Here is a 21,744-nt window from a genome sequence, read left to right on the forward strand (position 1 = left end):
TCACCTTTTAAGTCGCAATGAATTAGTATAGTGAACGTTCACCTAGAGGATAACGAGCGCATCGTGCGCCCGCTCCGCCAACAAAGGGGTTGTTTGATGAAAAACTTCATGGACGATCAGGATTTCCTGCTGAGCACCAAAACCGGTGAGGAGCTGTTCCACAACTTTGCCGAGGGCATGCCCATCGTTGACTACCACTGCCACATTTCTCCCAAGGAGATCTGGGACGACAAGCGTTTTGAGAACATCACCGAGGTTTGGCTGGGCGGTGACCACTACAAGTGGCGCCTGATGCGTGCCAACGGCGTCGACGAGCGCTTCATTACCGGCGATGCCCCTGCTCGCGAGAAGTTCCAGAAGTGGGCCGAGACCCTGGGCCGTTGTGTGGGCAACCCCGTCTTTGAGTGGAGCCACCTGGAGCTTAAGCGTTACTTTGGCTACGAGGGCGTCCTGAACGGCAAAACCGCTCAGGAGGTCTGGGACCTTGCCAACGCCAAGCTCGCTGAGGCCAGCTTTACCTGCCGCAACCTGATCAAGCAGTCCAACGTCCGCATGATCTGCACTACCGACGACCCCGCCGACAGCTTTGAGTGGCACAAGAAGATTGCCGCCGACGACAGTTTTGACGTTCAGGTCGTTCCCGCCATGCGCCCCGATGCCGCCCTGCGCATCGAGCGTGGCCAGGAGTTCGCCGACTACTGCAAGCATCTCTCCGAGGTTGCTGGCGTTGAGATCAGCGACTTCGAGGGCATGAAGGCTGCCATCTCCAAGCGCTACGACGTTGCCCACGAGCTGGGCTGCCGCGCTTCCGACCACGCGCTCGACTACGTTATGTACGTTCCGGCTACCGCCGACGAGATCGAGACTATCTTTGCCAAGGGCCTTGCCGCCGAGCCGCTTACCGAGGACGAGGTCCTCAAGTACAAGACGGCCTTTATGCAGTTCGTCGCCGGCGAGTATGTCCGCCTTGGCTGGGCCATGCAGCTGCACTTTGGCTGCAAGCGTGACAACAACCGCGCTATGTTCGCCAAGCTCGGTCCCGATACCGGCTACGACTGCATCTCCAACTACACGCCGTCCGACCAGCTGGCCGATTTCCTCAACTCCATCCAGGAGTCCACGGGTCTGCCCAAGACCATCCTGTACAGCCTGAACCCCATCGACAACACCATGATCGATACCGTGATGGGCTGCTTCCAGGAGGCTCCGACCGCCGGCAAGATCCAGAACGGCTCTGCCTGGTGGTTCAACGACAACGAGATCGGTATGCGCGAGCAGCTTACGGCTCTGGCTAACGAGGGCGTGCTGGGCAACTTTGTGGGCATGCTTACCGATTCCCGCTCCTTCCTGTCCTACCCGCGTCACGAGTACTTCCGTCGCGTGCTGTGCGGCGTGATCGGCGAGTGGGTCGAGCAGGGCAAGTATCCGGCCGACATGGAGCTGCTGGGAGCCATCGTGCGCGACATCAGCTACAACAACGCGGTCCGCTACTTTGGCTTTGACCTGGATACCGTCGAGGCCTAAACCCGCATCGAATCACACCGAACTCGGGAGCGCCGTTGCCACACGCGGCGCCCCCGTTTTGCCTGCACGCTAACGGCTATCTAAGGAGAGACATCGATGGAGAACATCAGCTACGAGACGCTCGAGAAGATCGGCTACAAGGGCTACCTGCTGCCCAAGGACGCGCCCGAGAAGGTTCTGCAGTTTGGCGAGGGCAATTTCCTGCGCGCCTTTGTCGACCGCTTCTTTGACATGGGCAACGAGGCAAGCGGCTGGAACGGCAAGGTTGTCATGGTGCAGCCCATCAGCGGCGCCTTTGGCTTTGCCGACGGCATCAATGCCCAGGACGACCTGTACACCGTGCTGGTGCGCGGCAAGGAGAGCGGCAACACGGTCGACGAGTCCCGTGTGATCAGCGCCTGCAGCCGCTGCCTCAATCCGTATCGTGAGGACGACTACCGCGCCATGATGGAGGTCGCCGTCTCCGACGATTTGGAGATTATCGTCTCCAACACCACCGAGGCCGGCATTGCCTACGATCCGTCTTGCAAGGCCGACGACATGCCGCCCGCGAGCTTCCCCGCTAAGCTTGCCCAGGTGCTCCACACCCGCTGGGCCGCCGGCAAGCCGGGCGTCATCGTGCTCGCCTGTGAGCTCATCGATCACAACGGCGAGGAGCTGCTGCGCATCATGAACCAGTACGTGAGCGACTGGGGCTGGGAGGACGAGTTCTCGCAGTGGATGGCCAACGACTGCACCGTCTGCACCACGCTCGTCGACACTATCGTCCCCGGCCGCATCCGCGACCCCAAGGAGGCCGCTGCCGTGGCCGAGCGCCTGGGCTACGAGGATCCCTTCCTGGCCGTGCGCGAGCCCTTCCAGATGTGGGGTATCCAGGGCGACGAGTCGCTTGCCGAGAAGCTTCCCTTCGTGAAGGCCGGCCTGCCGGGCGTCTTTGTGACCCCCGATGTCACCCCGTACAAGAAGCGCAAGGTCCGCATCCTCAACGGCGCCCACACTGCCTTTGTTCCGGGCTCCTGGGTTGCCGGCTTTGACATCGTGCGCGATTGCATGCACGACGAGACCGTCCGTGGCTTCATGAACACCATGCTCTACGACGAGGTCATCCCGACGCTTGCCGCCGATCTGGATGTCGAGGACTGCAAGGCCTTTGCCGCCGCCGTCGAGAACCGCTTCGACAACCCGTTTATCGACCACGCGCTGCTCTCCATTTGCCTCAACTCAACCGCCAAATGGCGTGCTCGCGACCTGCCCACGCTCAAGGACTATGTTGCCGAGACCGGCAGCCTGCCCAAGTGCCTGGCGACGAGCCTCGCTACGCTCATTGCCTTCTATACGCAGGAGCTCGTTGCTCGCGAGGGTGACGGCCTGCACCTGCGCCGCGCCGACGGCACCGAGTACACCGCTCAGGACGATGCCTTCGTGCTCGATTTCTACGCCGCCCACGCCGGTGCAGACGATGCCGAGCTGGTGCACGACGTGCTCAGCAACGAGCAGATGTGGGGCGAGGACCTTACGCAGATCGCCGGCCTTGAGGAGTTTGTCGTCAACGCGCTTGCCGTTGTGCGCGCCGAGGGCGCCAAGCAGGCATTTGCCAACGCCCAGGCCTAAATCCTTCTGTGCGCCCGCCGGGCAACTGGTGGGCGCCCGCTGACTTCTGCTCAACCTGTAGGGTTAGGACTCTTTGTAATGAATACTATCCAGATCAATCCGGCCGACAACGTGATCGTCGCGCTGTCGCCGCTTGCCAAGGGCACCGCCGTCGCGGTTCCCGGGGTGGGCGAGGTCGTTGCCGCGGAGGATATTCCGCAGGGCCACAAGATGGCCGTGCGTGCCATTGCGGCGGGGGAGGACGTCGTCAAGTACGGTCTTCCTATCGGTCACGTGACGGGCGACATCCAGCCTGGTCAGTGGCTTCATACGCATAACGTCAAGACCAACCTTTCGGGCGAGGTCGAGTACGCTTACAACCCGACGCATCCGGTCGTTGAGCCGGTTGAGCCCGAGACCTTTATGGGTTTCCGCCGCGCTGACGGCCGCGCCGCCACGCGCAACGAGCTGTGGATCATCCCCACGGTCGGCTGCGTCAACGAGGTCGCACGTGCCATGTGCGAGCAGGCTCAGGATCTGGTCGAGGGCTCGCTGGAGGGCGTTTACTACTTCCCGCATCCCTTTGGCTGCTCGCAGACCGGTGCCGACCATGCCCAGACGCGCCGTCTGCTGGTGGCGCTCTCGCGTCACGCAAACGCTGCGGGTGTGCTGTTCCTGTCCCTCGGTTGCGAAAACTGCACGCACCAGCAGGTACTCGACGAGCTCGGTGACTTCGATCGCGAGCGCGTTCGATTCCTCGCCTGCCAGGATGTAGCCGACGAGCAGGTCGAGGGTCACAAGATCCTGTCCGAGCTTGCCGACCTGGCCAAGCAGGCCAAGCGTGAGCCCATTCCTGCCTCCGAGCTGGTCATTGGCCTTAAGTGCGGCGGCTCTGACGGTCTTTCGGGCATTACCGCCAACCCCACGATCGGTCGCGTGAGCGATATGGTCGTCGCCCGCGGCGGCACGTCGGTGCTCACCGAGGTTCCCGAGATGTTTGGCGCGGAGAGCATTCTGCTCGATCGCTGTGAGAGCCAGGACGTCTTTAACGCAGCTGCCGACATGCTCAACGGCTTTAAGGACTACTTTATCAGCCACGGGGAGGTCGTCTATGAGAACCCGAGCCCCGGCAACAAGGACGGCGGCATTACCACGCTCGAGGACAAGAGCTGCGGCTGCGTGCAAAAGGGCGGATCTGCCCCCATCGTCGACGTGCTGCCGTATGCCGGTCAGGCTACCAAGCATGGCCTGAACATGCTGTGCGGCCCGGGTAACGACATGGTATCCACCACGGCCCTGACGGCTGCCGGCTGCCACGTAATCCTGTTCTCGACCGGCCGCGGCACGCCGTTTGGCGCACCGGCGCCTACACTCAAGGTGTTCACCAACCAGCGTCTGTGCGACCACAAGGCCAACTGGATGGACTTTAACGCCGGCGTGGTCGCCACGGGCGAGCGTACGCTCGACGAGGCTGCCCACGACCTGTACCAGCTGGTGCTAGAGACGGCGAGCGGCAAGCTTACGAGTGCCGAGCGCCGCGGCTGTCACGAGATCAGCATCTGGAAGGACGGCGTCTGCCTGTAGCGGTAAATGGGTTCGCATAGGGCGCTATTGACCATGGCCCCGTCGGGAGTGTTCCCGGCGGGGCCATGTTTGTTCTGTCTGTTCGGGCGTGTCTTTCTGAGGGTACGGGAGCGGCGAAAACAATAAACGTTCACCTAATCGACCTCAAATTTAAACCCACTCAATACCCATGTAATCGTGATTTTTTTCAAGTCAGATGTCCGTTTAACGGCAAAAAACGACCGTTCAAGGATAATATACAAGTGAACGTTCACCTATCATATGCAATCGCGCATAATCTAGCTAAACGTTCACCCTACGAGTGGGCGATATGCAGACAGACATCGGTATGGACTCCAATGTCTTGTTACAAGACAATCGAGAAAAGAGAGGGAGCTCGATGACTAACAAGATCGGTAAAAAGCGCAAGATCACATTTTGGACGCGCTTGGGCTTTGGTATGGGCGGCATGCTCAACTCCGGTGCCCTGAGCTTTACGCACAGCTACATGGTGCTGTTCCTGTCCACGGAGTGCGGTCTGTCCGCAGGCGAGGCTGCGCTGATCAGCTCGTTCGCCATCTATCTCAACGCCATTCTGTGCCCGCTCATGGGCTTTGTGGCCGATAACTTCTACGCTACCAAGATCGGCCGCATCTTTGGCCGCCGCCGTTTCTGGATCTTGCTGGCTATCCCGATGATGGTCGCCGAGCCGCTCATCTTTGTGGCTACGCCGTTTGGTTTCCCGTACTACTTTGTGTTGTACCTGATCTACAACGTCGCGTACACGTTCTGCACCGCCAACCTGTCGCCGCTTACCATCGAGATGACCGATGACTTCAAGGAGCGTACGTACCTCACCGGCTACAAGCACCTCTTTGGTAACGCCGCCGGCTTCCTGATGGCAGCACTCGTCGGCTTTGGCTTTGGCACCTTCGGCGAGACCAACCCGTTCAGCTACTTCATTATTGCTACGATTAACGCTTCGGTCATGGCAATCTCGCTGCTCTGCGTGTACCTGTCCACGTGGGAGCACACCCCCGAGGAGGTCGCTCAGGAGAAGATCGAGAGCGTCGGCGAGGGTATCAAGAAGTTTTTCATCGACGTTATCTCTACCTTCCGCAACAAGTCCTTCCGCAAGGTCCTGTATGCGCAGGTCTCCACGAAGCTCGCCGCTGCCTGCTGGTCTGCGTGCCTGTCCTTCTTCATCGTCTACTGTCTGCAGATTCCTAAGTCCTACGAGTCCGTGATGGAGATGCCCGGCAAGGTCGTCGCTATCGTCTGCACCGCCATCTGGGTCGCCCTCATGGCCAAGAAGGGCTTCCACAAGTCTTGGTACCTGGCAAACGTCGGTTGCGCCGCGTGCATCATCGCCTACAACTACTTCGCCTTTGGTCAGATCAACGGCACCTCCACGGTCGCCATCGCCATGATCGCCTACCCCATCATCTTCGCCATCTGGAAGTTCTTCTACGTTGGCTTCCAGTATCTGCCCGATGTTCTGCTCAACTACATCCCCGATGTCGATGAGCTCATCACCCTGCGTCGTCGCGAGGGCATCTACAGCTCCGCACAGCAGCTCTGCCAGCAGATCGCCCAGGCTGTTGCCGTCAACGTATGGGCTATCGTCCTTGCTGCCTCCGGCTTCATTCAGACCGCCGGCAACAGCGACGCCGTGACCCAGCCCGCCACCGTGCCTCTGTACATTTGCGGCTACATGCTCATCGGCTGCGCTGGCTTCTTCCTGCTCGCGGCCGTCCTTGCCCGCGGCATCAAGATTGACAAGGAGCAGTGCGACATCCTTTGCGACGAGATCCACCGTGTCAAGGAGGGTGGCAAGATGGCCGACGTCAAGCCCGAGGTCAAGGCGCTTTGCGAGGAGCTCTCCGGCTTTAAGTACGAGGACTGCTTCGCCCACAACAATGTTGGCTTCCAGGACGGCAGCGTAATTCCCGCCGAGTAGGGCAGGCGCATCGTCCAAACCACAGGGCCGTGCCACCGGAGATCCACCGGCGGGTACGGCCCTTTTTTAAAAACGACTAGTATGAACTTCTGATTACATTTGAGGGAGAGACCCATGGAGACGAACGTTATCTGGCGCAATGCCCGCGCGGCCGTTATCGAGCTCGACGATGGCGGCTACTTTACCCGTGCCGATACGTGGGAGATCTTTGTCAACGATGAGCCCGCCGGTACCACGAATACGGTCGAGACCTATGTCGATGGCCTGACTCCCGGCAAGCGCAACCTGATCCGCTTTGTCTGCGGCGAGCGCGAGTTGAGCGTAGGCGTCACCACGCCGGCGGAGCCCTTTACCATCAACGTTCGCGACTGCGGAGCCAAGGGCGATGCCGAGCACGATGACACCACCAACATTCAGGCTGCCATCATGGCCTGCCCCAAGGGCGGGCGCGTGCTGATCCCCGCCGGCAACTACCGCATCAAGTCCCTCTTCCTTAAGAGCAATATCAACATCGAGCTTGCCGAGGGCGCGGTGCTGCTGGCCCGCCACGACCGCGCCGCGCTTGCCTACATTCCGGGCACGGTCACGGGTGACGAGGGGGCTGGGTACGCCGGCACCGACATGCTGCCCCTGGGCCGTTGGGAGGGCGAGAGCTTCTCGACCTACTGTTCGACCTTTACGGGCCTGAGCGTGCACGACGTGTGCATCTATGGCCGCGGCGCCATCGACGGCCAGACCGATTTTGCCGAGGACAACTGGTGGAACAAGGACTTTAAGAACATCTTCCGTCCCGAGGAGGGCCGCGAGATCGCCCGCCCGCGCATGATCTTCCTGTCCGAGTGCGAAAACGTGAGTCTTGCCGGCTTTACCGTGCGCAACAGCCCGGCGTGGAATATCCATCCCATTCTGTGCGAGCACGTCGATGCCCTGTGCCTGTCCATCGAGGGTCCCAAGAACTCCCACAACACCGACGGTTTCGATCCCGAGAGCTGCGGTTTTGTCCGCATCCTTGGCTGTCAGTTCTCGGTGGGCGACGACTGCATCGCCATCAAGAGCGGCAAACTGGGCATTGAACCCGAGCTCCGTCCCGCCACGCACGACGTGCTGATCTCGCACTGCTACATGCACGACGGCCACGGCGCCGTGGTGCTGGGATCCGAGGCCGCCGGCGGCATCAAGGACCTCACCGTGAGCAAGTGCCTCTTTGAGCGCACCGACCGCGGCCTGCGCGTCAAGACACGCCGCGGACGCGGCAAGGACGCCGTCAACGAGGGCATCACCTTCGAGCACATTCGCATGGATAAGGTGCTCACGCCCTTCGTGGTCAACTCGTTCTACTTCTGCGACAAGGACGGCAAGACCGACTACGTGCAGTCTCGCGAGGCGCTGCCCGTCGACGACCGTACGCCCGGCTTTGGCGCCACGACGTTTTGCGATATCGAGGCCACCAACTGCCATGCGGCCGCGGCCTATACCACGGGCCTTCCCGAGAGCAAGGTGACGCGCCTGACGTTCCAGGATGTCCATGTGACCTTTGCCGCCGATGCCGAGCCCTTTGTGCCGGCCATGGCCTGCGGCGTGGAGCCCATGGTGCGCCAGGGCATCATCGCGCAGAACGTGAAAGTCCTCGACCTGCAGAACGTGCGCATCGAGGGTCAGGATGGCGACGAGCTGCAGCTGCAAAACGTCGACAAGGTTATCCGCGCGTAGGGTAGTGCTCCTGCACAAGTGAATACGGCATGTTGAGGCGTGCGACGGTCGGGTCTGCCCGGCTGTCGCACGCAATCTATAGGTGCCGGTATTGCATGGTGGGTGTTCTGTGACAGAAAGCGTAATGACAGATGAGTGGTAAAGAACAGCTCTTTGAGGTATCGCTCGAACGCGAAGGCGCGTATCGCAGCATTTCGGCGGCGCTCGAGGCGGCGGAGCGGTGTGTGCCCGATGCGACCGTGCCGGTGCGCGTGCTGGTGGCGCCGGGTGAGTACCGCGAACGGGTCGAAATTCGTCGTCCGCATGTGACGCTCGAGGGCGAGACGGCCGACAGCGTGCGTATCGTGGGAGGCCTGGGTGCCAAGATGCCTTCGGAAGACGGTAGCGGCCAGGATGGAAGACTCGGCACCTTCCGTACGTACACGGTGCTGGTCGATGCCGACGACGTGACGCTTGCGGGTCTAACAATCGAAAACAACGCCGGTGATGGGCGCGAGGTCGGTCAGGCGATTGCCCTGTATGTCGATGGTGACCGCCTGGTTGTCGATGCCTGCTGCATTAAGGGACACCAGGACACGCTCTTTTTGGGGCCGCTGCCGCCGCGCGAGGCCAAGCCGGGCGGCTTTATAGGCCCCAAGCAGTTTGCCCCGCGCCGGGTGGGGCGGCAGTATTTTCGACGTTGCCGGATCGAGGGCGATGTCGACTTTATCTTTGGCGGCGCGCGTGCCTACTTTGAGGGGTGTGAGATTCGCTCGCTCAACCGCGATATGGATGTCAACGGGTATGTAACGGCAGCCTCCACGCCTCAGGGCGAGCCATACGGATTTGTGTTTCATGGCTGTTCGTTTACAGCCGATGAGGGCATTGCCCCCGGATCGGTCTATCTGGGTCGTCCATGGCGCGAGTGGGCCCAGACCGTTTTGCTCGAATGCTGGCTGGGCTCCCATATTTCACTCGAGGGTTGGTGGGATTGGAATAAGCCAGCGGCACATGACGGCACCCTGTATGCCGGCGGTACCCTGTTTGGCCCGGCGGGTGATACTGCCGCTTGGGTGCCGTGGGCGCATTGCCTGACCGGTCAGGATTCCGAACGCTATACGCGTGACCGAGTGCTTGCCGGCACGGATGGTTGGGATCCCGAGGGCGGCGACGGTGATGCGGTAGAGACGGCCGGGCTATCTGCCAATGGCCGCACCGTGCACATCGAGACGTACTACGAGGACGAGCCTGCGCTGCGCGCCCGACTGAAGCGCGAAGGGCGCTCGGCCGCATTTACGGGCAAGACTCCCACAGACTTTGAGGCATGGAAGGCTGCGACCAGGACTCGTCTGTACGATATTTTGGGTCTTTCGCTTATGGACCGCGCCCCGATTGAGATTCGTGAGCTCAATCGCGTGCGGGTTGCCGGCGGCATCGTGCGTACTCATGCGGTGTTGCAGGTTGAGCACGATGTGTGGATGCCGTTTTACCTGTTGGAGCCGTCCCGCCCCAAGCTTGACGAGCGGGGACTCAAGCGCTGCTATATCTGCCCGCATGGTCACCAGGGGGCGGGTGCTGCAAGCATAGCCGGCGTTGCGGGCGTGCCGGCGGTCGACGATGCCGTGCGTAAGTTCAATTACGACTACGGTCTGCGTTTGGCGCGCATGGGTTATGTGACCGTCTGCCCCGATGCGCGTGGTTGGGGATACCGTCGTGACTGGAAGGGTCAGGGCGACGACGAGAACAGCTATCTGCGCGGTACGTGTCTGAACCAAGCACGTATGGCCGAGCCGCTGGGTCTTACGGTCGCGGGCCTCAACGCCTGGGACAACATGCGCTTGATTGATTACTTGGAGACACGCGGTGACATTGCCATGGACGACCTGGGCTGCTTTGGTTTTTCGGGCGGCGGTTACATGACGTTGTACCTGTCCGCGCTCGACCCGCGCGTGCGCAAGGCGTTCGTCTCGGGCTATCTGTACGGCGTTGATGATTCGCTACTGCACCTCAACGGCAATTGCAGCTGCAATTACACGTCTGGACTCTGGCGTCTGCTCGACATGGGCGACATTGCATCGCTTGTCGCGCCACGGCCGCTCTTGGTTCAGAGCTGCGAGAAAGACCATCTCAACGGCGCCCGCGGGCTTGCGAACGTAGACGAGCAGCTCGATATCGTTCGCGACGCCTACGCGCTGCTGGGCAAGGACGAAAACCTTCTGCACGAGGTCTGCCCGGGTGGACACCACCTGGGCGTGGCGCATCTTGCCGAGGATATCGAATGGCTCGATTCGCAAGTTGCGGAATGCGCCCACGCATAGCCCCTCGGATGTTGCGAATGAACGGTATGTACCTGTATGACCGCCGGTGTGCGGGTGAGGAGAAGAATATGGAAACGAAAAACTTGAGCGAATCGACCATCTGCTGCTTTGGCGATTCGACCACCTGGGGCGATAACGGATGCGGCGGGGGAGGCAACGATATCTCCTGGACTTCGCACCTGGGTGCGCTGCTGGGCGGCGCTACGATCGAGAACTTTGGTATTAAGGGTTCGCGTATTGCCGTCAAGGCCGACCGTAGCGATTCGTTTGTCGAGCGCTTGGACGGCATCGATCACACGGCAGATATCTGCATCGTCTTTGGCGGCGTTAACGACTTTAGCCGTAACGTGCCGCTGGGAGAGCTGGGCAGCACGGACGTGCACGAGTTCTACGGTGCGCTCGACTACCTGATCCGCACCATCACGGCGCGCTCGCCTCAGGCAAAGCTGGTGTTTATGACGCCGTGCAAGACGAGCGGCAAACACGAGAAGGATATTCCGGCAAGTAACGAGGCCAACCATCTGGGCCTGACGCAAGACGCCTATGTGCGCGCGATGCTGGAGGTCTGCGATCGCTACTCGGTGCCGGTGATCGACCTGTATGCGCAAAGCGGCGTCAGCCCGTTTTTGCCGGAGCACCGCGAGCTCTACATGCCGGACGGTCTGCATTACAGCCCTGCCGGCTATGAGCGCCTGGCGCATCGCATCGCTGCGGGCCTCACCGCCGTTTGCCGTTAAAAGTTTGCCGTTCACGGGGATTATAGGGTTAACGTTCACCCTATAATCCCCGTTCGCGTTACACTAGGGGAAACGTTCACCCATCAATAACGTCAGAGGGGACAGCAATGGGTTGCAATCAGATTCTGGACCGTTATATCGAGCAGTTGATCGAGACCTCTACGCCTCAGGCGCCGGCCTGGAACATCGAAAAGCTTCGCGCCGGCAAGGAGAACACCTGGAATTACATTGACGGCTGCATGATCAAGGCGCTCATCGAGCTGTACGAGATCACCGGTGAGCAGCGTTATCTGACCTTCGCCGACGACTATATCGACTTCTTTGTCCAGGATGACGGCACCATCAAGCATTACGATCCCCAGGAGTACAACCTCGACAACGTCAACGCGGGCAAAACCCTCTACAAACTCTATGACCTGGTGGGCAAGCCCAAGTACCGTGCCGCCATGGACACGATCTATCGCCAGCTCGAGACCCAGCCGCGTACCAAAGAGGGTGTGTTTTGGCACAAGGCCGTCTATCCCAACCAGATCTGGCTCGACGGCATGTACATGGCGCAGCCGTTCTACATGCAGTACGAGCTGAGCTTCCACAACCGCCGTGCCTGCTCGGATAGCTTCCATATGTTCCAGGTCGTGCATGACCTGATGCGCAACCCCCTCAACGGTCTGTACTATCACGCCTACGACGCGAGCCGCAAGCAGTTCTGGTGCGATCCCGTCACCGGCCTTTCGGCCAACTTCTGGCTGCGCGCCGAGGGCTGGTTCGCCATGGCGCTCATCGATACCTGGGAACTCATGCCGCCCTCGATGTCGGCCGAGAAGGACGAGATCCGCAAGATGTTCCACGACCTGATTGATGCCATGCTGCCGTATCAGGACGAGAAGACCGGCATGTGGCACCAGGTCATCAACCTGCCCAATATCGCCCCCAACTATCTGGAGGAGTCGGGCAGCGCCATCTTCGCCAACGCCATCATGAAGGGCGTGCGCCTGGGCGTGCTGGGCGAGCGCTACTACCAGTACGGTCGCCGTGCGTTTGATGGTATCTGCGACACGTGCCTGTCCGAGCGCGACGGACAGCTGGCGCTCGACAACATCTGCCTGGTGGCGGGTCTTGGCAACACCGCGCACCGCGAGGGCACGTTTGGCTACTACATGAGCGAGCCCGTCGTCAAAAACGACGCAAAGGGCGTGGCGCCGCTGGTGCTCGCCTACATCGAGACCATGCACCACGACAAACTGGCCGGCAAGCGCGACCCGCTCGCCCCCTCGGGCGTGTGTTCCATCGACGACCCGTTTGGTGGCTACACGCCGGGCATCAATGCTCATAAGGGGCGTGAATAGCGTGGGGGCCATTACTCCGGGCGTGCGTTTACACGACCTTCCGCAGGGGACCGTCGAGGAACGCATTCGCATGGCAGGAGAGCTGGGCTTTTCGTGCATTCAGCTGCCGAGCAAGGTGCTCTATGCATCAATGGGAATCGATCGATGCGGTCTGACCCGCGAGCTCGCCGACCATTTGCGTGCGGTGCTCGATGAGGCGGGCGTTTCGGTCGCCGTGCTCGGCTGTTATAAGAATCTGGCGACGCCCGATCGACAACAGCTCACGGATAACTTTGCCGAGTACGAGGCGTGCTTGAACTTTGCTCAGATGCTCGGCGGCTGTCCGGTTGGCACCGAGACCGGTCGTCCCAATGCGCAGAACCGCGTTGCTGACGACCGTATGACCGACGAGGCACTCGATGCGTTTATGGATGGACTCGCGCGCGTCTGCGAGTGCGCCGAGGCCGTGGGTGGGCAAATACTGATCGAGCCCGGCTGGAACGAGACGGTCAACACGCCAGATCGCTGCCGTGAGGTGCTGGAGCGCGTCCCGAGTCCGGCGCTCGGCGTGATCTACGACCCGGTGTCGCTGCTGCATCCCAGCGTCGTTGGCGAGGCGCAGGAAATCACCGCGCGTATGCTCTACTTATGCGGCAGTAAGATTCGCGTGCTGCACGCCAAGGATTTTGAGGTCGTCGACAACGAGGACGAAGCCGGCTGGTGCGACGGTACGGGTTCTCGCCTGGTGTGCCACGGCGTGGGCGAGACGGGCCGCTATGACTTTGAGCCCGTGGTGGCCTGGGCGGCTGCCGCCTGTTCGGGGATTCCTTGCGTGGTCGAGAACAGCGTGCCGGCGACGGCGGCTAGCTGCCTGGCGACACTCGAGCGCATGTCCGCTCGCTGCGGGGCTCCGCATCGCGAGATATAGCATTGGCTTTTGCCGTGGCGGCATATTGAGTTTGCTTGACTGGGGGCGGCGGTGAAGGGTTTTTATCGTCGCCTCATTGGATTACATCAAAAAGGGGAGTTGCGTGGCTATCCACATTATCGAAGAGGCGAATCGTTGCCTAGGTTGCAAAAGGGCGTTCTGCCAGCTTAAAGGCTGTCCGGTTCAGACGCCTATTCCGCAGGTCATTGACTTGTTCAAGCAGCGTCGTCTGGAAGAGGCAGGTGAGCTGCTGTTCCAGAACAACCCCATGAGCGCGGTCTGCTCCATGGTCTGTAACCATTCGGGCCAGTGCGAGGGCGCATGCATTCAGGGCCGCAAGGGCGCACCGGTGCATTTTTCGAGTATCGAGAACTATATCTCGACGGCATATTTGGATCGTAAGGAGTGGAAGCCTGCGCCGTCGTGCGGCAAGCAGGTTGCCGTGGTCGGTTCCGGTCCTGCCGGCATTACCGTGGCCATTAAGATGGCCCAGCTGGGCTGTGCCGTCACGGTGTTTGAACAGCGCCCCGAGATCGGCGGCGTGCTGGAGTACGGCATCCCCGAGTTTCGCCTGCCCCGTGCTCTCGTGCAAAAGTACCGTCACGTGATGTGCTCGCTTGGCGTACGCGTCCGTCCCTCGACCACCATTGGCGGCGCGCTGCATATCGACGACCTGTTGCGCGACGGCTACGATGCGGTCTTTGTCGGTACCGGTACCTGGCGCGCCCGCAAGCTGGGTATTCCCGGCGAGTCGCGTGGTAACGTACTGTTTGGTATCGATTACCTGGTCGATCCCACGAGCGTGGCGATCGGTCAGAACGTGGCGGTTATCGGCGCCGGCAACGTGGCCATGGATGTTGCCCGCACGGCCCTGCGCTCGGGCGCTCGCAAGGTTACCGTGTATGCCCGATCGCGCCATATCTCGGCCATCGATGACGAGGTGGAGCTGACCGAGCTTGACGGTGCCGAGATCGTGCGCGGCAAGGCGATCTGCGCCATCGACGATAACGGTCCGGTGTTCGAGACGGCTATCTTTGACGAGGACGACAACGTGGTGGGCTACGAGGAAGAACTTGACCATGTGCCCGCCGACACGGTTGTGATTGCGGCCTCGCAAGTGCCTAAGGACAAGCTGGTGCTTACGACGGGCGGTCTGGAGACCGACCATCGCGGTCTGCTTTCGGTCGATGAGTGCGGCATGACCACCGTGCCTGGCGTCTTTGCCGCCGGCGACGTGGTCAACGGCCCGCTCACCGTGGTCCATGCCGTAGCCGGCGCCAAGCTCGCCGTCGAAGGCATGACGAGCTACCTGGGCCTCTAACCCACCCCGCCCATCAGTTGCGGTGGAATACGGACTGTTTTGGCTGTCAAAGGCCTTATCTACTCCGTATTCCACCGCAACTTTTTGTGGGCTGAGTAAAAGCCGGGGGAGCGTGTACGGTCGGGTACAGCGCGGTTACTGATACGATAAGTACGTTAGCAACTGCCGCCGAGCGGCTCAAACGAAAGGAACCCTGTATGGAGTCTTCCGCCTACCCGATGCTCTTTAGCCCGATCAAGGTCGGTACGACCGAGGTCAAGAACCGCGTCTTTATGCCGCCGGTGTCCACGAACCTGGCCGATCATGGCTATGTGACCGACGACTTGGTTGATCATTACCGTGCCCGTGCCAAGGGCGGCGTGGGCCTCATCATTACCGAGGTCGTGACGGTCGAGCCCACCTATACCTATCTGCCGGGTGACATGTGCTGCTACGACGACACGTTTATCCCCGGCTGGGAAAAGCTCGCCGCAGCCGTCCACGAGTATGGCTGCAAGATCATGCCGCAGCTCTTCCACCCCGCCTACATGGCCTTTAACATTCCGGGCACGCCGCGCCTGATCGCTCCGTCCTTTGTGGGCCCGTCCTATGCCCGCGAGGCGCCGCGCCCCATCACGGTCGATGAGATCCACGAGCTCACGCATCAGTTTGGTGACGCTGCTGTTCGCATGCAGAAGGCCGGTGTCGACGGCGTCGAGGTCCATGCGGCACACGCCCACGGCATGCTCGGCGGCTTTTTGACCCCGCTCTATAACAAGCGCACCGACGAGTACGGTGGCTCGCTCGACGCCCGCATGCGCTTCCTGCTCGAGGTCATCGCCGAGATTCGCGAGCGCTGCGGCAAGGACTTTATCATCGACGTCCGTATCTCGGGCGACGAGTACACCGATGGCGGCCTGACCCTCAACGACATGATCTATGTCTCGCGTCGCTTGGAGAAGGCCGGCGTCGACATGATCCACGTGTCGGGCGGCACTACCATCAAGCGCGGCTCCGCCATTCCCGCCGCCGGCACGCAGCAGGCCTCGCACGCCGCCTGCTCGCGCGAGATCAAAAAGCACGTCAACATTCCCGTTGCCACGGTCGGCCGCATTAACGAGGCATGGATTGCCGAGGAACTGATCGAGGACGGCGCCGCCGACATCTGCATGATGGGCCGTGCCAATCTGTGCGATGCCGAGTTCTGCAACAAGGCGGCTGCCGGCAACGCCGACGAGATCCGTCCCTGCATCGGCTGCCTGCGCTGCCTGAACGGCATCATGTTTGGCAAGCGCATCTCCTGCACCGTCAACCCGGACGTGGAGCGCGACGAGGCCGGCTATGAGCCTGCCGCCGAGGCCAAGAACGTGCTCGTTGTGGGCGCCGGTCCTGCGGGCATGGAGGCAGCCTACATTGCCGCCAAGCGCGGCCACAACGTGGTGCTCGTGGATAAGCAGGACGAGCCGGGCGGCGAGATGCGCATCGCGGCCGTTCCGCCGGCAAAGCAGGAGCTCACGCGCGTGATCAAGTATCAGTACCGTCGCCTGGCCGAGGCCGGCGTCACATGCGTCTTTGGTACCGAGCTGACCGCCGAGGACATCCAGCGCGACTACGCGGGTTACGAGGTTGTCCTGGCCTATGGCGCCGAACCCATCGCCCCGGCCTTTATGCAGGGCTTTAAGCAGGTCATGACGGCTGATGACCTGCTGGGCGGCAAGGCTTTCCCGGGCAAGAAGATTGTCATTGTGGGCGGCGGCACCGTTGGCTGCGAGACGGCCGATTACCTGGCCCCGTTGGTCAACGATCTGTCGCCGGCAAACCGCGACGTCACCGTTATCGAGATGACCAAGACGCTCGCCGCCAACGAGGGCGGCGCCGGTCGCGCGGTCCTCATCACGCGTATGCTTTCCAAGGGCGTTCACGTGCTGACCGAGGCCAAGGTGACCGAGATTACCGAGGACACCATCAGTTACGAAAAGGACGGCGAGGTCCACACCATCGCCGACGCCGACACGCTGGTGCTTGCCATGGGTTACCGCCCCAACACCAAGCTGGCCGATGACCTTGCCGTTGCCGGCGTTGCCACCCACGTGCTGGGCGATGCCCAGAAGTGCGGCAACATCCGCGACGCCATCGGCGACGGCTACAAGGTCGCCTGCGAGCTGTAGGCTCTTGGCAAATAGGGGAGCGGCCGCCTTGCGGTGACTTAAGCGATAGCCAATCTAAAAAGGCGCCGCGACACATGGATCGTCGCGGCGCCTTTTGTCTGGCGGTTTGTTGGGGGTCGGTGCGCCCCGTGGGCCTTATTACAGGCCCAAGATCTCCTTGACCTTGGCGATGATGGCCTCGTCGGTGGCGTTGGCAAAGAAGTACTCCTGGAAGTGCTCACCAGCGAGGGCGCCCTTCACCAGATCCTGATCGATCTCGCCCAGGACGTCGACGAGCGGACGCATGGTCGCAGCGCGCACGCCGTCGAGGATCTTCTTGTTGCGCTGCTCGGGCTCAACGCGCTCGGCGGGGTAGCCGTTGCCCGAGCCAAAGCCAAAGAGCTTCTCGAAGGTGTACTCGAGGTTGAGCTCCTGGCCCCAGCCGTTCTTGAGGGCGAAGGGCATGGCGACGGCATTGCCATCGTTGACCTGGGCAAAGGTGTAGGCATCCAGCGGGTCGGCAACATGGCCGCACAGCACGCCGGGGAAGGAGTTGCAGGCGAGCATGGCGCCCTCGCCGGTGCCGCAACCGGTCACGACGTAGTCGGCAGCGCCGGAGTTGAGCAGCACGGCGGCAAGAATGCCGTTCTGCACGTAGGTGAGGGGCTTGGAGTCGGCGTCGGCATACATGCCATAGTTAAAGACGGTGTGCCCCATGGGCTCGACAACCTTCTTAAGGGCAGCCTCGATCATAGGGTTCTTGGAGTTCTGAGAATTCTCGTTGATTAGAGCGATCTTCATTTGAGTTAACCTTTCAACTAAATCTTCCAGTTTTTTGTTTCTGTGCGCGGGCGGCGGCAAAGCCAACCCGCGATGAGCTATGCGGGCGGTCGGCAGTTAAGTCTGTCGCGAGTTCCGCACAAACCGAAGCGCCTGTGTTGGCTGGTGCGTGACGGTGGCGAGGGCGCGCGGAGTGCGGCAGATTGGCGTGAAAGAGGAGCGAAGCGTACTTCGGTACGCGAGCGACGGTTTGAGCGCCAAGGTGCCGTGCTCCGCGCGGCCGCAGCCTATTGCGGCTGTTTGCCGATGTAGGCGAGTATGCCGCCGTCCACGTACAGAATGTGCCCGTTGACGAAGTTCGAAGCATCGGAAGCCAGGAACACGGCGGGACCCTTCAGGTCCTCGGGCGTGCCCCAACGGGCTGCGGGCGTCTTGGCAATGATGAACTGGTCAAACGGATGACGGCTGCCGTCAGGCTGCGTCTCGCGCAGCGGCGCGGTTTGCGGCGTGGCGATGTAGCCGGGCCCGATGCCATTGCACTGGATATTGGCCTCGCCAAACTCGGAGCAGATGTTCTTGGTGAGCATCTTGAGTCCGCCCTTGGCGGCGGCATAGCCGACGATGGTCTCGCGGCCGAGCTCGCTCATCATGGAGCAGATGTTGATGATCTTGCCGTGACCCTTGGCGATCATGCCCGGCAGGCAGGCCTTGGACACGATAAACGGGGCATTGAGGTCGATGTCGACGACGCGACGAAAGTCCTCGGCGCTCATGTCGAGCATCGGGGTGCGCTGGATGACGCCGGCGTTGTTGACCAGGATGTCGGGCGTGGTGCCAAAATCGGCTTCGATCTTGGCAACGAGCTCGGCGACGACAGCCTCGTCGGTGACGTCGGCAACATAGCCGTGAGCATAAAAGCCCAGCTCGCGGTAGTGCTTCTCGGCTTCGGCAACTTTGTCGGCGTGACGGGCGTTAAAGGCAATCTTGGCGCCTGCCTCTCCGAGCGCCTCGGCAATGGCCATGCCGATGCCATAGGTGGCGCCGGTCACGAGCGCGACCTTGCCGTCCAGGCGGAAGCTGTCCATAAGGTTAGACATTACAATCCTTCCAAAAGAAACGTTCATCTATATAAGTCTTGCTTCTATTACAAGTTCAGTATAGGAGAAGCGGAGGAATTAAAAGTCAGGTTTTCCTAGAATCAGGTGAACGTTCACTTTTAAAAGGTGAACGGTTGCAGCCGCTCGTCGCGATATCTGCTACATGGAGTAGCGCCCGTGCGCATCGCATTTCTCCTCTCATAGATGCGCGGCGCAAGAGGTCCCGAGTTCAACACGAGCTCGGGGCCTTTTTGTTTGGATTACGGACGCATTGCCGGACGAAAACACTATGCGTTTGGTAAATAGTCGTATGAACGTGAAATTTGTATCTAGTTTCCGTACGCAAATAAGACGAAAACAGTTTGCGTCTGGTTCTAAGCCGTACGCAAATGTTTTTCGTCTTATAATACGGTTCAGATGAGCATGAAAAGGAGAAGGACCGTACGTATGGTTGTCAGAGAGAGTCCTACCGTCGAATACAAGGAAAGCGTAACGCCGACGTTTCTTAAAACGGTGAGCGCCTATGCAAACTACGGGACGGGCAAGATAGAGTTTGGCGTTGACGACGGTGGTGTTGCAGTCGGTCTTTCTGACCCGGTTGCGGAGTGTCTGCGCATCGAGAACATGATTAATGACAGTCTGGATCCTGCGCCTCGTTACACGCTCGAGCTCGACGAGAACCGCGGAACTGTAACGCTTACGGTTTACGAGGGGCAGGACAAGCCCTATCGAAGCAAGGGGAAGGCCTACAGGCGAAATGATTCGGCGACGGTAGAGGTCGACCGTTTTGAGTACGGCAGGCTGACGCTCGAAGGCAGCAATCTGACGTTCGATGCGCTCACCTCGGCTCGCCAGGACCTGAGTTTTCACACGCTCGAACACAAGTGCATCGAGCATCTAGGCATTTCTGAGCTCACGTCGGATATTATGCGAACGCTTCGCCTGCTCGGCAAGGATGGCTATACCAATGCCGCGGCGATATTGGCGGATAACAACGAATTTCCGGGCATCGACTGCGTTCGTTTTGGCGACACCGAGGACGTGCTTTTAGATCGTGAGACGACGACGGGCCTGTCTGCAATTGAGCAGGTTGATAGAGCAGTTGCCATGTTCGCGCGCTACTATCGTTATGAGCGCATCGAAGGTGTCGAGCGTGTTCAGACCGACCGGATTCCCCTCGAGGCATTCCGCGAGGCAGTTGCAAACGCTCTAGTGCATCGGACGTGGGACGTGCAAGCGAATGTTCAGGTTGCTCTGTATGATGATCGCGTCGTTGTGACTTCACCCGGGTCGTTGCCCGCTGGCTTGACGACGGAGCAATACCTGTATGGACAGATATCCGTGCTCAGAAATCCCATCGTTGCCGAGGTCTTCTTAAAGTTGGACTATATCGAGAAGTTTGGAACGGGAATTGCGCGCATTAGGCGTGCCTATCGCGATTCGATTAATCAGCCGGTCTTTGATATTCGTGGCGGCGTGGTAGCTGTCGCGTTGCCCGTTACCGATGCCTTTGAAGGGTCTGGAGAAGAGGCTCAGGTTCTTAAGGCCTTGTCGGGCGGACGAATTATGTCGCGAAGTGAGATTGAGAAACAGACGGGGCTGAGCCGTGCGCGAACACTGTCCGCGCTCGAATCTCTGCTCAGCCGAAACGCGATCATGAAACAGGGGACAGGCCGCGCCACGAAATACGAGCGAGCGTAGTCCGAAAGACCTGTGTTACCAGGCAGGCCCCAAGCCGCGAATGGCTTGGGGCCTTTTGCATGCCGGCTGGCAATGGATCAATTTATGTCAAGTTATAGCAACATATAGCTCCGCTTGCGGGGTTTGCGACGGGCTATTCCTCATCGTCCGTATAGCGCGTGCGTCGTTATTTGCGACATCGATATGCCGGGCACTCGAGCCTCGTTTGCTCCGCGGCTGTTCGCTATTTGGCGCCAAACGCCATGCGGACGAATCGCTGGGCAAACAGCTTGTTGGCGAAGTTGATGATGTGGCCCAAGAACAGTGCCGAGATGGCGGTGGTTACGCCAAAGCCGCCTAAGTTGTGCATGCATACCAGCGACAGCGTGAGCGAGGCGGCGACATGCGAGCAATCGAACATGACCTTTACGTCTCCAAAACGGCGCTTGAGCTTTTCCGCAATGACCTGCACCAAGCCGTCGGGTGCGTTGGGGACAACGCCCATGTTGACGACGAGACTGACGCCAAATGCGGTGATAGCGAGGGAGAGCAGCATGGTCGCAACCTGCGCGGGGAGCGCCGTGGGATGCAGCGGGTTGAACGCCATGAACAGATCGGTGAAGCCGCCCATTAGCGTTGAAAAGCAAAGCTCGAGCAAAATGCGCGGTTGAAATTCGCGTCGCAAGATGGCGAGCTGCTCCGCGATGTAAGCGACATAGGTAGTTGTAATCCAAAAGCCGAGCGTCTTGCCCGTGAGCATGGATAGGGTCGTGGCAAAGCACGTGAGCGCGGCGACGCCCAGGCCAGATGCCGTCTGGAGGCTCATACCGAGTGCCAGCACGGCAACGCCCGCCAGATACATCAGCATTCTTATGACGGTATGACGCCAGTCGATCTTCTCGCCATGCATGATGATGAGCGGTCGCATGCTGCTGCATCCTTTCGATTGAAGGATATTTAAAGAGAAATGTCTGACCTGGGCCGGCAAAAAGAGGGTTATCGGAGGCACTGCCTCAACGGCAGAAAAGCCGGCCCCATGGTCAGTCGTCTAGGAATGTCTCGTTGTGCCGGAATGGGACTGAAGGGCTCAACGAGACGGGAAGAAA

Annotated in this window: 15 protein-coding genes; 12 read left to right on the forward strand and 3 right to left on the reverse strand. The window is 60.4% G+C overall.

The annotated features are described in order from the left end of the window. Positions 1 to 96: 96 nt before the first annotated feature. From uxaC to DW003_RS03435, 11 genes are all read left to right on the forward strand, one after another. Positions 97 to 1,524 (forward strand): glucuronate isomerase, encoded by a 1,428-nt coding sequence (gene uxaC, locus DW003_RS03385; RefSeq protein ID WP_118066407.1) that lies wholly within the window; start codon positions 97 to 99, stop codon positions 1,522 to 1,524. Between the two features lie 96 nt (positions 1,525 to 1,620). Continuing rightward, complete coding sequence (locus DW003_RS03390; RefSeq protein WP_118387536.1) at positions 1,621 to 3,135, forward strand: tagaturonate reductase; 1,515 nt, start codon at positions 1,621 to 1,623, stop codon at positions 3,133 to 3,135. Between the two features lie 78 nt (positions 3,136 to 3,213). Continuing rightward, positions 3,214 to 4,698 carry a UxaA family hydrolase gene (locus DW003_RS03395; protein ID WP_117817686.1) on the forward strand — a complete coding sequence of 495 codons (1,485 nt, stop codon included), beginning with the start codon at positions 3,214 to 3,216 and terminating at the stop codon, positions 4,696 to 4,698. 379 nt (positions 4,699 to 5,077) lie between these two features. Beyond that, on the forward strand, positions 5,078 to 6,637 hold the full coding sequence (locus DW003_RS03400) for an MFS transporter (protein ID WP_157758022.1): 1,560 nt from the start codon (positions 5,078 to 5,080) through the stop codon (positions 6,635 to 6,637). Between the two features lie 114 nt (positions 6,638 to 6,751). Next, entirely contained in the window at positions 6,752 to 8,347 is a 1,596-nt protein-coding gene (locus tag DW003_RS03405) for a glycoside hydrolase family 28 protein (RefSeq protein ID WP_118387538.1), read from the forward strand. 131 nt (positions 8,348 to 8,478) lie between these two features. Next, positions 8,479 to 10,644, forward strand: a complete 2,166-nt coding sequence (locus DW003_RS09910; protein ID WP_158573177.1) for a pectinesterase family protein — start codon at positions 8,479 to 8,481, stop codon at positions 10,642 to 10,644. Positions 10,645 to 10,712: 68 nt separating this feature from the next. Continuing rightward, on the forward strand, positions 10,713 to 11,381 hold the full coding sequence (locus tag DW003_RS03415) for an SGNH/GDSL hydrolase family protein (RefSeq protein ID WP_233545476.1): 669 nt from the start codon (positions 10,713 to 10,715) through the stop codon (positions 11,379 to 11,381). Between the two features lie 107 nt (positions 11,382 to 11,488). After that, on the forward strand, positions 11,489 to 12,727 hold the full coding sequence (locus DW003_RS03420) for a glycoside hydrolase family 105 protein (protein ID WP_099432661.1): 1,239 nt from the start codon (positions 11,489 to 11,491) through the stop codon (positions 12,725 to 12,727). A gap of 1 nt (position 12,728) precedes the next feature. Beyond that, positions 12,729 to 13,634 (forward strand): sugar phosphate isomerase/epimerase, encoded by a 906-nt coding sequence (locus DW003_RS03425; RefSeq protein ID WP_158548902.1) that lies wholly within the window; start codon positions 12,729 to 12,731, stop codon positions 13,632 to 13,634. Between the two features lie 103 nt (positions 13,635 to 13,737). After that, entirely contained in the window at positions 13,738 to 14,955 is a 1,218-nt protein-coding gene (locus tag DW003_RS03430; protein ID WP_118387542.1) for an FAD-dependent oxidoreductase, read from the forward strand. A 197-nt stretch (positions 14,956 to 15,152) separates the two neighbouring features. After that, entirely contained in the window at positions 15,153 to 17,102 is a 1,950-nt protein-coding gene (locus DW003_RS03435; RefSeq protein ID WP_118387544.1) for an NAD(P)/FAD-dependent oxidoreductase, read from the forward strand. A 138-nt stretch (positions 17,103 to 17,240) separates the two neighbouring features. Here DW003_RS03435 and DW003_RS03440 read toward each other — a convergent pair whose 3' ends face one another. Further along, the gene (locus DW003_RS03440; protein ID WP_118270439.1) at positions 17,241 to 17,882 is read right to left on the reverse strand and encodes an RpiB/LacA/LacB family sugar-phosphate isomerase; all 642 of its coding nucleotides are present in this window, start codon (positions 17,880 to 17,882) and stop codon (positions 17,241 to 17,243) included. Positions 17,883 to 18,148: 266 nt separating this feature from the next. After that, positions 18,149 to 18,958 (reverse strand): gluconate 5-dehydrogenase, encoded by an 810-nt coding sequence (locus DW003_RS03445; RefSeq protein WP_118387546.1) that lies wholly within the window; start codon positions 18,956 to 18,958, stop codon positions 18,149 to 18,151. Between the two features lie 447 nt (positions 18,959 to 19,405). On the opposite strand from DW003_RS03445, the gene DW003_RS03450 reads away from it, so the two are divergent. After that, a complete protein-coding gene (locus DW003_RS03450; RefSeq protein WP_158548901.1) occupies positions 19,406 to 20,659 on the forward strand; it encodes an ATP-binding protein in 1,254 nt (417 codons plus the stop codon). 223 nt (positions 20,660 to 20,882) lie between these two features. Here DW003_RS03450 and DW003_RS03455 read toward each other — a convergent pair whose 3' ends face one another. Continuing rightward, positions 20,883 to 21,566, reverse strand: a complete 684-nt coding sequence (locus tag DW003_RS03455) for a YitT family protein (protein ID WP_118387548.1) — start codon at positions 21,564 to 21,566, stop codon at positions 20,883 to 20,885. Between the last annotated feature and the right edge of the window lie 178 nt (positions 21,567 to 21,744).

The organism is Collinsella sp. AF36-3AT, assembly GCF_003475205.1.
Lineage (GTDB): Bacteria > Actinomycetota > Coriobacteriia > Coriobacteriales > Coriobacteriaceae > Collinsella > Collinsella aerofaciens_AF.

Bases quoted from the DNA above. Each gene is read 5' to 3' on its own strand.
- uxaC (WP_118066407.1), top strand. From the start codon at position 97: ATGAAAAACTTCATGGACGATCAGGATTTCCTGCTGAGCACCAAAACC.
- DW003_RS03390 (WP_118387536.1), top strand. From the start codon at position 1,621: ATGGAGAACATCAGCTACGAGACGCTCGAGAAGATCGGCTACAAGGGC.
- DW003_RS03395 (WP_117817686.1), top strand. From the start codon at position 3,214: ATGAATACTATCCAGATCAATCCGGCCGACAACGTGATCGTCGCGCTG.
- DW003_RS03400 (WP_157758022.1), top strand. From the start codon at position 5,078: ATGACTAACAAGATCGGTAAAAAGCGCAAGATCACATTTTGGACGCGC.
- DW003_RS03405 (WP_118387538.1), top strand. From the start codon at position 6,752: ATGGAGACGAACGTTATCTGGCGCAATGCCCGCGCGGCCGTTATCGAG.
- DW003_RS09910 (WP_158573177.1), top strand. From the start codon at position 8,479: ATGAGTGGTAAAGAACAGCTCTTTGAGGTATCGCTCGAACGCGAAGGC.
- DW003_RS03415 (WP_233545476.1), top strand. From the start codon at position 10,713: ATGGAAACGAAAAACTTGAGCGAATCGACCATCTGCTGCTTTGGCGAT.
- DW003_RS03420 (WP_099432661.1), top strand. From the start codon at position 11,489: ATGGGTTGCAATCAGATTCTGGACCGTTATATCGAGCAGTTGATCGAG.
- DW003_RS03435 (WP_118387544.1), top strand. From the start codon at position 15,153: ATGGAGTCTTCCGCCTACCCGATGCTCTTTAGCCCGATCAAGGTCGGT.
- DW003_RS03440 (WP_118270439.1), bottom strand. From the start codon at position 17,882: ATGAAGATCGCTCTAATCAACGAGAATTCTCAGAACTCCAAGAACCCT.
- DW003_RS03445 (WP_118387546.1), bottom strand. From the start codon at position 18,958: ATGTCTAACCTTATGGACAGCTTCCGCCTGGACGGCAAGGTCGCGCTC.
- DW003_RS03450 (WP_158548901.1), top strand. From the start codon at position 19,406: ATGGTTGTCAGAGAGAGTCCTACCGTCGAATACAAGGAAAGCGTAACG.
- DW003_RS03455 (WP_118387548.1), bottom strand. From the start codon at position 21,566: ATGCGACCGCTCATCATCATGCATGGCGAGAAGATCGACTGGCGTCAT.